Annotated in this window: 14 protein-coding genes; 9 read left to right on the top strand and 5 right to left on the bottom strand. The window is 35.4% G+C overall.

What is annotated here, in order from left to right; translation table 11 throughout:
* Positions 1 to 40: 40 nt before the first annotated feature.
* From dapF to NK356_RS13450, 3 genes are all read left to right on the top strand, one after another.
* Positions 41 to 808 carry a diaminopimelate epimerase gene (gene dapF, locus NK356_RS13460; protein WP_079241193.1) on the top strand — a complete coding sequence of 256 codons (768 nt, stop codon included), beginning with the start codon at positions 41 to 43 and terminating at the stop codon, positions 806 to 808.
* Positions 809 to 841: 33 nt separating this feature from the next.
* Positions 842 to 1867 (top strand): endolytic transglycosylase MltG, encoded by a 1026-nt coding sequence (gene mltG, locus NK356_RS13455; RefSeq protein WP_034696294.1) that lies wholly within the window; start codon positions 842 to 844, stop codon positions 1865 to 1867.
* A 131-nt stretch (positions 1868 to 1998) separates the two neighbouring features.
* Positions 1999 to 4584: a TonB-dependent receptor gene (locus NK356_RS13450; RefSeq protein WP_034696296.1), complete on the top strand. Its 2586-nt coding sequence runs from the start codon at positions 1999 to 2001 to the stop codon at positions 4582 to 4584.
* A gap of 45 nt (positions 4585 to 4629) precedes the next feature.
* On the opposite strand, the gene NK356_RS13445 is transcribed toward NK356_RS13450, so the two are convergent.
* The 4 genes from NK356_RS13445 to NK356_RS13430 all read right to left on the bottom strand — a co-directional run bounded on the left by NK356_RS13445 (position 4630) and on the right by NK356_RS13430 (position 7863).
* Positions 4630 to 5082, bottom strand: a complete 453-nt coding sequence (locus NK356_RS13445) for an adenylyltransferase/cytidyltransferase family protein (RefSeq protein ID WP_034696297.1) — start codon at positions 5080 to 5082, stop codon at positions 4630 to 4632.
* Between the two features lie 140 nt (positions 5083 to 5222).
* Positions 5223 to 6245 carry a UDP-glucose 4-epimerase GalE gene (galE, locus tag NK356_RS13440; protein WP_253317217.1) on the bottom strand — a complete coding sequence of 341 codons (1023 nt, stop codon included), beginning with the start codon at positions 6243 to 6245 and terminating at the stop codon, positions 5223 to 5225.
* Positions 6246 to 6272: 27 nt separating this feature from the next.
* Positions 6273 to 6731: a hypothetical protein gene (locus tag NK356_RS13435; protein WP_034696299.1), complete on the bottom strand. Its 459-nt coding sequence runs from the start codon at positions 6729 to 6731 to the stop codon at positions 6273 to 6275.
* A gap of 7 nt (positions 6732 to 6738) precedes the next feature.
* Positions 6739 to 7863, bottom strand: coding sequence for a DegT/DnrJ/EryC1/StrS aminotransferase family protein (locus tag NK356_RS13430; protein WP_034696300.1), 1125 nt, complete (start codon positions 7861 to 7863; stop codon positions 6739 to 6741).
* Positions 7864 to 7951: 88 nt separating this feature from the next.
* Here NK356_RS13430 and NK356_RS13425 point away from each other — a divergent pair, with 88 nt between their 5' ends.
* Positions 7952 to 9553 carry a S8/S53 family peptidase gene (locus tag NK356_RS13425; RefSeq protein WP_034696301.1) on the top strand — a complete coding sequence of 534 codons (1602 nt, stop codon included), beginning with the start codon at positions 7952 to 7954 and terminating at the stop codon, positions 9551 to 9553.
* 201 nt (positions 9554 to 9754) lie between these two features.
* Here NK356_RS13425 and NK356_RS13420 read toward each other — a convergent pair whose 3' ends face one another.
* Positions 9755 to 12289, bottom strand: a complete 2535-nt coding sequence (locus tag NK356_RS13420) for a phosphoenolpyruvate carboxylase (RefSeq protein WP_034696302.1) — start codon at positions 12287 to 12289, stop codon at positions 9755 to 9757.
* Between the two features lie 127 nt (positions 12290 to 12416).
* Between NK356_RS13420 and NK356_RS13415 the strand changes: the two genes are divergently transcribed.
* From NK356_RS13415 to NK356_RS13395, 5 genes are all read left to right on the top strand, one after another.
* The gene (locus NK356_RS13415) at positions 12417 to 13148 is read left to right on the top strand and encodes a hypothetical protein (RefSeq protein WP_034696303.1); all 732 of its coding nucleotides are present in this window, start codon (positions 12417 to 12419) and stop codon (positions 13146 to 13148) included.
* Between the two features lie 64 nt (positions 13149 to 13212).
* Complete coding sequence (locus NK356_RS13410; RefSeq protein ID WP_253317216.1) at positions 13213 to 13779, top strand: Crp/Fnr family transcriptional regulator; 567 nt, start codon at positions 13213 to 13215, stop codon at positions 13777 to 13779.
* A 56-nt stretch (positions 13780 to 13835) separates the two neighbouring features.
* A complete protein-coding gene (gene def, locus NK356_RS13405) occupies positions 13836 to 14417 on the top strand; it encodes a peptide deformylase (RefSeq protein ID WP_253317215.1) in 582 nt (193 codons plus the stop codon).
* A 54-nt stretch (positions 14418 to 14471) separates the two neighbouring features.
* Positions 14472 to 14876 carry a hypothetical protein gene (locus NK356_RS13400; RefSeq protein ID WP_253317214.1) on the top strand — a complete coding sequence of 135 codons (405 nt, stop codon included), beginning with the start codon at positions 14472 to 14474 and terminating at the stop codon, positions 14874 to 14876.
* A gap of 37 nt (positions 14877 to 14913) precedes the next feature.
* Entirely contained in the window at positions 14914 to 15519 is a 606-nt protein-coding gene (locus tag NK356_RS13395; protein WP_253317213.1) for a hypothetical protein, read from the top strand.
* Positions 15520 to 15813: the final 294 nt, after the last annotated feature.

Here is a 15813-nt window from a genome sequence, read left to right as displayed (position 1 = left end):
TTAAAATATAGTAATTTTGCTTCTTTATTTAACAAAAAATATGGAATTTTATAAATATCAGGGAACAGGGAATGATTTTGTAATGGTAGACAACCGTGATCTGCAATTTACTAAAGATAAAGATAGTATTGAAAAATTATGTGACAGACGTTTCGGAATAGGTGCTGACGGTCTTATTCTATTGGAAAACGATCCTGAATATGATTTTAAGATGGTGTATTACAATTCTGATGGTGGAGAAAGTACAATGTGTGGAAACGGAGGAAGATGTCTTGTTGCTTTTGCTTTTTTCCTGGACATTTTTGAAGACAAATGTAAGTTCATTGCAACCGATGGTGAACATGAAGCTGAAATCCATAACGGAATCATTAAATTAAAAATGATCAATGTGGATACTGTTTCCCATGACGGCAATGACTTTGTTCTGAACACCGGATCTCCTCATTATGTAAAATATGTAGACAACCTGAAAGATTATCACGTTTATGACGAAGGATATGGCATCAGAAATTCTGAAAATTATAAAGAAAAAGGAATCAATGTGAACTTTGTAGAAAAAATTTCTGATAATGAAATTTTTGTAAGAACCTATGAACGAGGCGTTGAGGACGAAACTTACAGTTGCGGAACAGGAGTTACAGCTTCTGCTTTAACTTTTCTTCAAAAACATAATCTAACCTCTGTAAAAGTTAAAACTTTAGGTGGAAACCTTAAAGTATATGCTGAAAAAAGCGGTGACGCATTCCAGAATATTTGGCTGGAAGGTCCTGCAAAGCAAGTTTTTAGAGGTAAGACAGATCTTCTTTAAAAACAAAAAACTTTTAATCAACATTTATAAAGAATGAAAAAAGCAATTCTCATTGTCATTCTGCTGGTTTTTGTAGTGGCAGGATTTTTTGGTTTGAGATTTTATAATAAATATTTAGGAAATAATGTAGAAAAGGATGGTTATGTTCTGATTCCTCATAGAGCAGGCTTTAAACAGATCCTCGATTCTATTGCTCCTTATATTAAAGACAGAGAGTCTTTTGAAGCTGTAGCTAAGGAAAAAGGCCTTGATACGAATTTTAAAGCAGGGCGATATCATATTCAGAGCGGAACAGGTAACAAAAACCTTGTCAATATGATCAAAGCAGGTAACCAGACTGCAAATTCTTACAGAATCGGTGATTTTGGAGACATGTATCAGATGATTGGTAAGGTGACTAAAAAAACAGAAATTGATTCATTGCATTTTGTGAATGATCTGGATGCTGTTGCGCAGGAGAAAGGCTATAAAAATGTTGAAGATTTAAAAAAATATTTTTTCATTGATACTTATAATTTTTTCTGGACAGTAAGTCCGAGAGAATTTTTTTCCAAGTTCGAAAATCAATATAATGATTTCTGGACAAGTGAAAGAAAAAACAAAGAACAGCAGTCCGGTCTTACAAGAGATCAGATTTATGCTTTAGCTTCTATTGTTTATAAGGAGTCCGGAGGAAAAAAGGACGAAATGAAAACAATTGCTGGATTATATTTAAACCGTTACAGAAAAGGCATGAAGCTTCAGTCTGATCCTACGGTAATTTATGCGATCAATAAGCAGACTAATTTTAAAGAACCTATAAAAAGGGTATTATATAAGCATTTGTCTACACCATCACCTTATAATACTTATGCCAATGCAGGTATTCCTCCGGGACCTATCTGTGTAGTGGATAAGAATTCAATAGATGCTGTTTTAAATGCCGAAAACAACAATTATATATTTATGTGTGCTGATCCGGCAAGATTCGGATACCATAAGTTTACTGCAAGTGCTGAAGAACATGCAGTGAATGCAAAGGCTTATCAGGACTGGCTCAACTCAAAAAATATAAAATAAGCTTAGAAAGCACCTGAAAATTTAAACAGTTAGAAAAAACATACAACCATAATGTTTTGAAGATCAAATTGATATGGATATTCAAAATATTAAGGGTTATTCTTTCACGATCTTATACAAAAAAATAACCTATGAAGAATAAGACAGAAATTGTCAATATTTTCACCAGAAAAACTTTAGGACTTACCCTAGTACTTTCAGCGGCAGCACTGGCTTTTGCACAGGAGAAGGCTGGAGTTTCAGGAATCATTGTCAACAAAAAAAATCAACCGGTTCCTTATGCTTCCGTAACTTTTAGCAATAAGGCCAACAAGACTTTAAGTGATGCTGTACTGACAGATGAAAAAGGGCAATATACACTTCAGCTTATGCCCGGAGACTATGATATTACAGTAGAAGCTATTGATTACAAAAAAAGTGTAGTCAGCAAAAATATTGCAAAAGCAGGTAATATCGGAGCATTATCTATTGAAGCAGAGCCAACCTCTACTGTTGATGGTAAAACAAAGGAAATACAGGGTGTTGTGATTACTGCTTCAGCCACCAAAGCATATAAAGTAGAACTTGATAAGAAAACCTATGATCCTTCACAGGATATTGTGAGTAAAGGAGGAAATCTTCAGGATGTTTTAACCAATGTTCCTTCGGTTTCTGTAGATACAGACGGAACGGTATCGATGAGAGGAAATTCCAATGTAAAATTTCTGATTAACGGAAAGCCCTCTTCTCTTCTTGGAATAGATGATGGAGCCAACGCTTTGCAAAGTATTCCGGCAGATCAGATTGAAAGAATTGAGGTAATTACCAACCCTTCTTCTAAATTTGAGGCAAGTGGGACCGCTGGTATTCTGAATATCATTCTTAAAAAGGATAAAAAAATGGGATTCAATGGTAGTGTAACCGGAACTTTAGGTTATCTTCCAAGAACCAATCTTAATGCGAATTTAAACTGGAGAAAAGGTAACTGGACCTGGTTTTTAAATGGCGGCGGTGGTTATCAGAAGAATGAAAGCACCATGAAGAATACAACTACCAGAAAGGATGATATTGGCAGCCTGGCTTCTGATGCATTCCCTTTTACACAGTATTCTCAACAAAATGGTAAAACGACAAGAGAAAGTAACACTTATAATGTGACTGCTGGTTTTACTCATGATTTCAGTGATAAAACATCCATCAATTTCTCAGGAATGATCAGAAGTTTTGATACGGATCAGACAGGTCTTAATTCTTATAATGAAAGACTGTATACGACTCCTACTTCTGGTGTAAGCAATGTTTTAAGGGAAAGAAACAGCTACGGAAATAACACAAACCTGGCAACCCAGTTTGATCTTGGACTTGATCAGAAAATTGGAGATAATGGCCAGTTATTATCCGCATCCGCAAGTTACCAGACCAACAAAACAGACGGAATTAATAAAATTGATCAAAGAACATTTATTGAAAATATTGTACAGCCAAACGGTAATATCATCAATAATGTAAGTACAGATTCTAAAACGGATACTTTCATTGGAAAAATCGATTATGAACTTCCAATAGGTGAAAAGTCTAAATTAGAAGCAGGAGCACGTTATGATTATAACAGAAATACCTATAACTATTTTGTAGATCAAAAGTTAAACGATCAACCTACAACTACCAGGTTCGATTTCACAAGTAATACGGTATATTCTGAAAAGATTTTGGGAGTTTATGCACAGTTTAAAAGTAAAATTGGAGAAAAATTTGCGTATCAGTTAGGATTAAGAAGTGAGACTTCAAAAATTGACGTTAATTTTCAAAATTTTGATGTAAACGGAAACCCGGCAAATACTCCGGAAGTTAATAAAAACTATACTAAGTTCTTCCCTTCTGTATTTTTAAGCTATGATCTGGCAAAGAACAATCAGATCTTGTTAAATTATTCAAGAAGAATTAACCGTCCGAGAGCTTTCTCCCTGATCCCTTTTATGTCTTTTGATGATGACAGAAACTATTTCAGAGGAAACCCGAATCTTAATCCAACCTACGAAAACTCTTTTGAACTTGGATACAATCTTTCAAATAAAAAGATTACGTTTAATCCAACTCTGTATTTTAAAAAGTCTGAAGACGAGCAAAACAGATATCAATATGTAGATCAGACGGGAGCTGTAAACACCATTCCTTTCAACGTGGGTACGGAGACCAATTATGGTTTGGATCTGAACGGAACTTATGATCCTTACAGCTGGTGGAAAATAATGCTTTCTGCTGACCTTTACGGATATAAAAATACAGGAAGCTATAACTTATTCCCGGACAATCCAAAAACCTTAAATGATTTCTCTGGTTCCGGATTCTCATACAGAATACGTTTTAACAATACATTTAAGCCTACTAAAAACTTAAGCCTTCAAATTCAAAGCTTCTACAGAGCTGCTGAGAAAACAGCTATGAACAACAGAAAGGCAATGTATGGGATAGATTTTGGAGCGAGCCAGACCATCTGGAAAGGAAACGGAATTATAGGATTCAACATCAGAGATATCTTTAATACCAGAAAAATGAAAAACTTCTCTGATAATGCTCAGTTTACCCGAGAAATGGAAATGCAATGGCAGCCAAGACAGTTTGCTTTATCTTTCACTTATAAGTTCAAGCAAGGCGAGAAAATTGATGCCAAACCTAAAATTAAAAAAGATATTAATTCTAATACAAAAGGGGACGAAGAACAAGGCGGCCCAATGTAATACAACAAAAATCCCGAAAGTTCTTTCGGGATTTTTTTATTTCTGTTATTTTACAGGTTCTGCTTTTGCGTATTTTTCTTTTTCAGCTTCATAGATTCTTCTTCTCAGATCACTGGTGGAAAACCTATGGTCTCTTTTGTTGAAAAAAAGCTCAATTCCTTTTTCTTCACAGTATTTTTTACCTGTAAAGTCTCTGTCCATATAATCATCCCCGATGATTCTTACGTCAATCACAAATGATTTAAGAATATCCAAAAGGTCTTCTTCTGTGTAATAAGGAATAATCTCATCCACAGCATTCACTGCTTTCAGCTGGATATATCTTTCAACAATAGTCTGACTTGGCTTATTTTTGTTTGGACGATCGTGGGACGGATCGATTTGAAGTCCGACGATTAAATAGTCACATACAGTTTTAGCTTCTTCAAGCATTTTAATGTGACCTGCATGCAATAAGTCAAATGACGAAAATGTAATACCTATTCTCTGTGTCTTCATATTAATGTTAAATTAAAGCTTCGCTGAAATAAATGTTTTTTAAAAAGATAAAACATTCAATTTTCAAGGAAGATGTTTTTGTAATTTGTTTTATGATCGTTTAAATTGCTCTTTCTATATAAGCATTTCTCAATGCTAAGTTATGAATTTCTGGTGTTCAGATATTTTTGCCATTCCCAAACTGTTCTTAAAGCCTCTTCAAGCGAGGTTTCAGACTTCCAGTTGAGTTCTTTTTCCGCTTTATCGGGATTAGCATAGGCAATAGTGATATCTCCTTCTCTTCTGGCACAGATCTGATAAGGCACTTCTACATGATTGGCTTTTTCAAAAGCTTTTACCACTTCCAGTACAGATGAACCTTTTCCTGTCCCCAGATTGTAAATATCTATTACAGCATCCGATGAAGGATCCTCTATCAGTTTCTTTAATGCTGCAACGTGTGCTTTTGCCAGGTCAACAACATAGATATAATCACGAACGGCTGTTCCATCCTCTGTAGAGTAATCATCACCCCAGATATTCAGTTTCTCACGAACTCCAGAAGCCGTCTGCATCACATAAGGCACTAAATTATTAGGAATCCCTATCGGCAATTCTCCCAGCTTTCCGGAAGGATGTGCTCCGATTGGATTAAAATACCTTAATAGTGATATTTTACTCTGATAGGCTTTTGCAAAATCAATCAGGATCTGTTCTCCCATTTGTTTTGTTTTCCCATAGACACTTTCAGGGGTTTTCAACGGAGTATTTTCATCTATCGGCATTACATCTGCCTGTCCGTATACCGTACATGATGAGCTGAAAATAAAATTGGAGATCTTTCTTGCTTTAAATTCCTGAAGAATATTAATCAAAGAAAACAGATTATTCTCATAATAATCTACTGGAATGATCTGGCTCTCTCCTACCGCTTTAGAGGCAGCAAAATTGATACAACCATCAATCTGGTGAGCATCAAACACCTGAGTAAGAAGTTCTTTCCTTCTTAAATCAAAAGGATAAAAAACAGGCTTCTTACCTGTAATTTCCTCAATATTTTTTAAAATAAACCTTTCCGTATTGGATAAATCATCTACAATAACCACTTCAAAGCCGTTATTAAGAAGTTCTACAACAGTGTGAGAACCAATATATCCAAGTCCGCCGGTAACAAGTATAGCCATCTTTATTTTTTAAATCTTAGCGGTTTCTTAGTCTTCGCGTTTTCCTATATTCTCTATTTCATTTATTCCTATCTCTTCTTTCTCACTATTTTTATTGAGATAAAAGATATAAAAAACAATAAAACCTATAACTCCTGTATTAAAAGTAATTACAAAGTTATAATATGAGTTATTAACATAAGTTTTAATCAGGGTATATTCGGCATAACAAACCAAAATAAAGATCATTACTGCAAAAAAATTGAGGATAGTCTTTGCTCGTTTTATTTTAAAATAAATGATCGCTACCGAAATTAAATTTATGATAATATAAAAAGAGTATTTTGCGATATTTTCATAAATACTCTCTTTATAATATGTTGAATAAGATGAGGAATTATAAGACTTCAATGTATTTATGATATAGATTGAATAAAGCCCTACAATAAAAAGGTGAAATCCTAAAAAGAATTTATACTTTCTCCCTTTTAAAAAAAATTCCTTCATGCTTATTTTATCCCATAAACTCAAGCACTGCATCCGTAATATACTTCAGCTGCTCTTCGTCCAATTCTGTATGCATTGGCAACGAAATTACCTGATCCAAAAGCTTATCAGTATTCACAAAGTCTGCAGCATTACTTTCCTGGAAGTATGCTTTTTGCTTTCTTAATGCTACCGGATAATAGATCATTGCAGGAATTTCTTTTTCCGTTAAAAACTTCTGAAGCTCATTACGTTTTCCATTCAGGATTCTTAACGTATACTGGTGGAATACGTGAGTAGAGTTCTCCGCTCTTTTTGGAGTCAGAATATTCGGGTTTCCTTCGAATGCTTCATCATAAAAATCAGCTGCTTTTCTTCTCGCTTCGTTGTAAGAATCAAGGTGAGGAAGTTTTTTTCTTAAAACTGCTGCCTGAATGCTGTCCAAACGTGAGTTTACTCCTACCTCATCATGATAATATCTCTCATACATTCCGTGGTTTACAATTCCTCTTAAACGGTGAGCTAATTCATCATTATTGGTAAAAATAGCACCTCCGTCTCCGTAGCATCCCAGGTTTTTGGAAGGGAAGAAAGAAGTAGTTCCCACAGTAGACATTGTTCCTGCCTGTTTTACAGTTCCGTCAGAGAATGTATATTCTGAACCGATTGCCTGAGCATTGTCTTCAATAACATATAAATTATGCTCTTCAGCAATTTTTAAAATTTCTTCCATGTTGGCACACTGTCCGAAAATATGCACCGGAATAATCGCTTTTGTTCTTGGCGTAATTGCTTTTTTAATCTGTTCAGTAGAAATTGTGAATGTATCATAATCTACATCTACCAGTACAGACTTTAATTTAAGCAGGTGAATAACTTCTACTGTAGCAGCAAAAGTAAAATCAGCCGTGATAATTTCGTCTCCTTCTTTCAGATCCAAAGCCATCAGGGCAATCTGTAATGCATCTGTACCATTGGCACACGGAATCACATGTTTTACTTCTAAATAAGACTCCAATTCATTCTGGAAAGACTTTACTTCAGGACCGTTAATAAATGCCGCAGAATCCATTACATTCAAAACTGCATTGTCTACATCATTCTTTATTTTGTAATACTGACTTTGCAAGTCAACCATCTGAATTTTTTTCATATACTAAATATTTCTGTAAAAATAAGGAATTTAAAATCCTATCAAAAATTTTATTGATTTTGTTTTTATCTTTATACAAATAAATTTTATGAAAAAACTTTTACTCTTTTGTTTCCTAACGGGTTACCTTACTGTTTCCGCACAAACGGAACTCGTTTTTGTTTACTTCACGGATAAGCCTAATAAAGCAGCTTTTTATGCAAATCCGCTATCAGAACTCAGCCAGAAATCACTCAACAGGCGTACGACGCTGGGAATACCACTCAATGATCAGGACGCTCCTATTGAACAATCTTACCTTCAGAATCTTCAAAATTTGGGATTTGTTGTTACGGATTATTCAAAATGGCTTAATGGTGCAGCAGTCAATGCCACACCTGCACAAAAAACGTTACTTCAGGCTCAAACTTTTGTTTCCTCTGTTGAAAGTTTTGCCAGAAACAATTCTACTACCGTGAAAACAGCCCCGGGAAAATGGAAAGACGATGCCAGCATTAATAAAACACTTACCAATTTTAATTATGGTTCCGGTGCAGGACAAATAGATCAGGTCAATATCCGACCGCTACATCTGGCGGGCTACACCGGAACAGGAGTTTCTATAGCTGTGATTGATGCCGGATTTCCAACGGTGAACACAGGAAGTGCTTTTTCAAGATTGTGGACCAATAATCATATCAAAGCTTCTTATGATTTTGTGACCAAAACCGGAGATATTTACAATGCAGCTCTCAGCACTCATGGTTCCGTCGTGCTAGGTGTTATCGGTGGATATCTGCAGGATGTTTTTGTAGGAGCAGCCCCTGATGCTGATTTTTATCTTTATCGAAGTGAAAATGCTGCTGTAGAAATTCCAGAAGAAGAGCTTTACTGGATTGAAGCTGCTGAAGAAGCAGATCGAAAAGGAGTAGAAATTATTACCTCATCATTGGGATACAATGTTTTCGACGAAAGCCGTTATAATTATACGTATGCCAACATGGATGGGAATACTTCATTTATTGCCAGAGGCGCTGGGATTGCTGCTGAAAAAGGTATTTTTGTTCTTGCCGCTGCAGGTAATTCCGGACAGCAGCCTTGGCACTATCTTATGACACCCTCTGACAATGCTAAAGTATTTTCTATCGGATCTGTAGATTCTGCCGGAAATGCATCCGGATTTTCTTCTTTCGGGCCTAATGCTCTCGGGGTGGTAAAACCAGACGGAAGTACACAGGGAACCGGTACAACAACCGTGTATGATAATGCGACCTTAGTTGTAAATGGAACTTCTATTGCTACTCCTATTGCCGCAGGCGGTGTTGCATGTCTTATTCAGGCGTTTCCAACGATGAACAGAGAGCAGATGAGAACAAAGCTAAGACAAACGGCTTCACTTTATCCTCTTCATTCGGATCAGACAGGATTTGGAATTCTTAATTTCGGAAGTTTATACAATCTGGTTCTAAATACCTCTGAGACTGTAAAAAAAGAGAAGTTTTCTATCTTCCCGAATCCTGCAAAAAATATTCTGAATGTTGCTTCAGAGCAAGAAGTTCAGTCCCTGGAAATTTATGATAATCTGGGGAGACTCATCAGAAAAAGCAACCACCAGAAATCTATAAAAGTAGAGGATTTTGCAAAGGGAACCTATTATCTGAAAATTCAGACGAAGGATAAAGTTTTCTATGAGAAATTCTTAAAAGAGTAATCTTTTTGTTTCTCGCAGATTATTCAGATTGAGCAGATTTAGTACAACATAAACATCTGTGTGATCTGTGTAATCTGCGGGAAATATTCTTTTAATATGTTTGGGCTAAAGCCAATGGATTGGGTCTATAAAAAAGAATGGGCTAAAGCCCATTCCTATTGATATAATATTGTACGATAGGTACAAAACTTTTGTAATAATTTATGCAGAATTTCTACTCGCATTGATATTTCCGAATAAGGAACGTGTCACCAGCTTTTCATACGCTTCTTTGTTTCCTTCTCCTTTCTGAATTTTCATCAATGCATACTGCTGAATACTTAGCAATGGAAGGACAATCTTCTCACGGATCTTCACAGATTTTCTGGATAACGGATCTTCTTCCTGAAGCATTTTAAATCCTGTCAACTCCAGCATAATGTCTCTTGAAAGCTCATATTCATCGAAAAGGACATTCCAGAATGCACCGAATTTCGGATTGTTTTTAATGTAATAGGTCAAAGGGAAATAAGACTTATTCATACTCATCATGGAGTTCAAAACTAAAGTTTTAAAGAAGTCTGAACCTTTGTACAATTCTCTTACCTCTTCAAACCTACCCTGTTCTTTCATCTTTTGCATCGCATATCCAAAACCGAAGAATCCTGGTACGTTCTGCTTCAATTGTGACCATGAACCTACAAACGGGATTGCTCTCAGATCTTCAAATTTCAATTCACTTCCGCTTCCTCTTTTTGAAGGACGGCTTCCTATATTGGTTTTTCCATAGTATTCAAGCGTACTCATTTCCTGAAGGTAAGGAACAAACATTGGGTGGGCTTTCAGATCTGAATATTTTTTATAGCTGATATCCGCCAACTCAATAATCAAAGTTCTTTCCTTTTCGGTAAGTTCTTTTTTTTCATTTTTGAATACATCATTTTCCACACCGGCTGTCAGAAGTTGTTCAAAGTTGTATTTTGCCTGTTCTTTATTTCCAAAAATACTGGTAATCGTCTGCCCCTGAATCGTTAGTTCGATTTTATTATTCGCAATCGTTTTTCCCTGAGAAGCATAGAAATCGTGGGTTTTCCCTCCTCCTCTGGCTGGTGGTCCGCCTCTACCGTCAAAAAATACTACTTTAATATTATTTTGCTCAGAAAGTTTTGTCAATACTTCTTTTGCTTTATAAATTTCCCAGTTGGCTTTTAAATATCCTCCGTCTTTGGTTCCATCCGAGAATCCAAGCATAATCGTCTGCTGGTTTCCTCTTTTCTCAAGATGCTTTTTGTAGACAGGGTTATGGTACAGCTCATTCATTACATGTTCTGCATTGGCAAGCCCTTCCATTGTTTCAAATAATGGAACAATATCCATATTGATAGCTTCATCTTGATAACCGCATATTTTAAAGAATGCGTATACATTCATAACATCTTTTACGGCATCAGAATTGGAAATAATATAGCGGTTCATTCCTCTCAGTCCATTCAGATTCTGAATGTCTGTAATCTGTGAAACCGTTAACAAAGTATCTTTTACAATATCTTCGAAATCTTCTGCATTGACAGTTTCAGAAATCTGAATCAGTTTATTGAACTTCTCTTCGTGATCAGCGTCTTCATTTCCATACACTTTTGCATATACCTCATCAATCACTTTCTGATGAATTCTGCTGTCCTGACGGATATCCAACGTTGCAAAATGAGTTCCGAAAATCATCACACGGTCTCTGAAATTGACCAAAAGATCTAAAAACAAAGCGTTGTGCTCATTGATTAATATTTTTTCTGCTTCATTCGCTTTCTTTAAAATATCTTCTGCTTTAATGCTTTTTCCATCAAAAATTGCAGCATACAGTTCTTCACTCAATTGGGTCAGCACTTCAGAAACGCCTCTGAAACTTAATCTTCTTCTGATAAATTTCAAATGGCTGTAATAAGACTTCAGAATGGCAGAACGAAGTTCTTCTGCTACTCTTTTCGTTACCTCTGCGGTTACAAAAGGATTTCCGTCTCTGTCTCCTCCCGGCCAGAAACCAAGCTGGATAATATCTTCATGAAGATGAAAGTGACCGTTTCCAAAAGTCTTTTTAATCTTTGTAAATAATTCACCGATGGTATCATAATACACATATCTCAGGTAAGAAATAATGCTCAGTGCTTCATCTATCGGAGTAGGTTTTTCTTTGTTAACAAATGGAGTCTTCCCCAGCTGCTGTAAAAGCATATCAATCTGCGTCACCGAATCACCGGTAATCGCTCCTCTCAAATCCTGAATAATTCTTTGTACTGAACTCGGATAAAACTGAGTGGGGTGCGCAGTAAATACAACCTTAACACTAAAATCTTTTAATTTCTCACGTACTTTTTCAATTTTATGATCCTGAAAAGAACGTTCAAAGAGGTTGGTCACAGTCCCATTATCACTTTCTGAATGGAGGTTAGGAAATGCAGCATCTTCAATACTGTCAAACAAAACAACCTGTCTTTCTATATACTGAATGATCTTGAAAAGCAGTTCCAGTTTCTGCTCTTCGTTTTGGAGATCGGTATGGTTTTTAAAGAATTCTTCGACGATATCTTCAGGGGTTTTCCCTGCTTCATAACCGGTTCTGCTTTCTTCATAGAGAAACGGAAGCAGCATTCCGATATTCGTCATTTTATCATAAGGCAGGCTCATAAATAATGAATTGTAGATCTGGAACTTATTTTCCACAATCTGCCTGAATTTTTCTGCGCGTTGGTCATGTATCATATTAACAAATGTAAGTGATTTTGAAATTAATTTAATTGACAAATGACAAAAATTAAGGTCGAAATACAAAAAAATAATATTAATTTTTGTTTAAAATTTGATTAGTTTTGGCAACCATGTTAACTCTATGATTAAATTCAATTTCAACGGCAATATAGATATTAAAAGCAACGGAACTAAAATTGATAAAAAAGCATTTAAAACTATACTCATTGTATTTGCTGTATTTATCTTTGTCTGTATCTCCTCAATAATAGGATTCGGGGCTTTTATATACAGAAGTTTAGATTCAATGGAACAGGCTGTGGAAGCCCACAACAATCAATTGGATAATATTGCTGATTTGCCGGTACTGAAGTGCAAAATATATACTGATCAAACAATCACTTCACCTATGTCTGGAACAGAATCTTCTTTATATCTTCTACGTATTGGTGTTGTTAATTTCAGCACCCATATGAACAGCAAACGTCCATCGAAAATTTTCGAAGAGTTTGATTATAGTGCCATTGCAGGTTTTCCTAAAGGAACTCAGCTTTCAATTAATAATCAATTATATCCTGTTGATTTTAAATTATGTATTGCTGATAATATAAATGGAGCAGTGCATTTCACAAAAGATACTTATGCCACCAATCATGAAACATCATATTATTTAAGAAATTATCATACAACAGAAAATCATAAGATATCGCTTTTAAAAGGTCAGCATCCTTGGGTTAATTCATTTCTTGAGCCGTATGGTTTAACCAATCTGCTGGTGAAAGAATATGTCTTTAAAAATGGTGATTCTATTTTTATCAAAGGAAAAATTGAGAATGAACGAATTGTTCCATTTGTAGAGCATATGGTGAATTAATCTTCCAAAAAGCATTTCTGAAGGTTTACTGGATTTCATTAACTTTGTAAGATAATTCAACCCTATGGGCTACATCAGAGAATATTACGAACAGATCGTCAAACTGCAGGAATCAGAATGGGCATTTATAGCGGGACATTTTCATAGAAAGGTTTTTGCTAAAAATGACATCATTACCCAGCAGGGCGATACGGAGAATTACTTATCTTTTATTGAATCCGGACTGGTAAGATTTTATATTCCTGATGATGAATACGGCTATACTTTCAGCTTTAGTTTTGAAAAAGAATTCAGCTGTGCTTATGACTCTTTTCTTACCCAAACTCCTTCTGAATATGAAATGCAGGCCTTAACAGAAACTGTGGTATGGCAAATTTCCTATGATGATCTGCAGAAAGTCTACAATCACACCAACGTTGGAAATCATCTGGGGCGTTTTGCTTCTGAAAAATTATTTCTGGCAAAAAGCAAAAGAGAACTTTCTCTACTAAAACTTACAGCCAAAGAACGTTATCTGAAATTATTTACAGAACAGCCGGAAATGATTAAGCGCGTTCCTCTAAAATACATCGCATCCTATATCGGAATTACGCCACAGGCTTTAAGCAGAATCCACAGACAGATTAGTTAACATAGGTTCATTGTGTATCTGTTCTCTTCTCCTGAACTTTGTGGGAAAATACGACAATGAATTTATCTATTCTCGCTTACGGAAATCAGATTTTAAAGCAAAAATGCTCAAATATCATAGAAAACACCTCTGAAATCCAGAAATTGGTAACAGACATGTGGGAAACCATGGAAAATGCCAATGGATGCGGCCTTGCCTCTCCTCAGATCGGAAAATCTTTACAACTTTTCATTATTGACAGTGAGATTGTTTTTAAAAATCTGGATATGGAAGATCAGATCTTATATTTCGGGAAGGATAACAAAGGGATTAAAGAAACTTTTATCAATGCAAAAATAACTCACAGTTCGGAAGAAACCTGGGAAGATTATGAAGGCTGCCTGAGTATTCCCGGACTTTCTCAAAAAGTAAAAAGGCCCTGGGAAATTACCATTGAATACCAGAATCGGGATTTCACAAAACATACGAAAACCTTCACTGGATTAACCGCCAGAATTATCCAGCACGAATATGATCATACGTTGGGAATCTTATATACAGATCACCTGAAACCTCTGACCAAAAAATTGATGGAGTCTAAGCTTAAAAAAATCATCAATGGAAATGTTACCGTGGGATATCCGATGAAGTTTTTATAAATTTGATTATTAGACATTAATAATTAACTTTACTCTTCACACCATCTGTAATCCATGAAAAAAATTTTTACTCTTTTACTCATAGCCCTTCTTTTCATCTCATGTGAAAAAGATTGTTATAACCCACCTCTGCCGATCCTTTTTAAGTTTGTGGATTCTAATGATGAAAATCTTATTGCTAATGGGACATTGACAACTTATTCAGTTCAGGACGAAGACAACAATAGTGTACAGCTATCCAAAACATCTGACAATATGATCATTGTAGAAAATGTAGGGGCTTACAATGGAACAAAAAAGTATAAATTCTTTTCTAATATTAAAGACTTAGATTTTTCAATACAGTCGTCAGAATTTAATGGAGGTTGTGATGGCTATCAAATTAATAAAATAACGTTTACAGGTATAGATATTGATGTAACTGCTGAAAAAGGATATTATAAAATTGTATTGGAATAATTCTCTTTCTTAAATTTGCACCGGAAACCCATTCTCTATGAAAGTAATCATCGCATTTTCCCTGATTCTCTCCAATCTGCTTTACAGCCAGATCAAGGTTCCTGATGATTATAAAAAAATTCCTGATATTCTTGACACGGTAGAATATCTCTATCCGTTCATTGTTCCTGATAAAGACTATGCTTACTGGCGTGTTCTCAGTAATGATATGGACTATGAAAAATCAGTACTCTATGAAAGCCAGGCTCCTGATTTTATGACCATCAATGAACCTGTTCCTGAAAAAGGTTTTTTCCAGAAATGTATTGGGAACAATTGTTTTTCATACATTCTGGCGTGTAAGAATGAAAGGTCTGTTTATTTTTCCAATGAACAACAACTGAGAGATTTTATCGGAACGGTAGACAATCTTCCGGAGGCTATTTTACTGGCAAAAACGTATGGTTATTCAGTGGATACAAGTAACCGCTTTACAGGAGCTTATAAAATTGAAGACCGCCATATCTCTATGTACCTTATGCAATCAAAGGGCTGTCCGGCTGTGAAAGAATCTTTTTGGGTTAAAATCAATAGAAAAACCGGAAAGCTGGAGGCAAAAAGCAATGGAGTGTACGCAAAGGATGAAAACTGTACTTCTTTGTAACTGAATTTTAAAAAACGCCAAGACGCAAACTAATTTAACAAGATACAGCTTGAAGGCGCGAGGATTTTATCTGCGATAAAATTTATAAACTGCTATTTTAAACCATTAAGATGTGTGAAGAGCATAAGAATAATTAAGATTCATCTTAGATGAAAAAAAGCATCTTGCTCAAAAATAGCCTTAGCTATTCCCTTAACTATCCTTATCATCTTCAAAGATCTTAATGGTTTAAAATAGCAGTTTATAAATTTTATCGCAGATAAAATCCTCGCGCCTTCAAGCTGTATCTTGTTA

This window comes from Chryseobacterium sp. S0630, assembly GCF_024158915.1.
Taxonomy (GTDB): Bacteria; Bacteroidota; Bacteroidia; order Flavobacteriales; family Weeksellaceae; genus Chryseobacterium.
The sequence above is the reverse complement of the archived record's forward strand: the minus strand, read 5'-3'. Positions and strand labels throughout refer to the sequence as shown.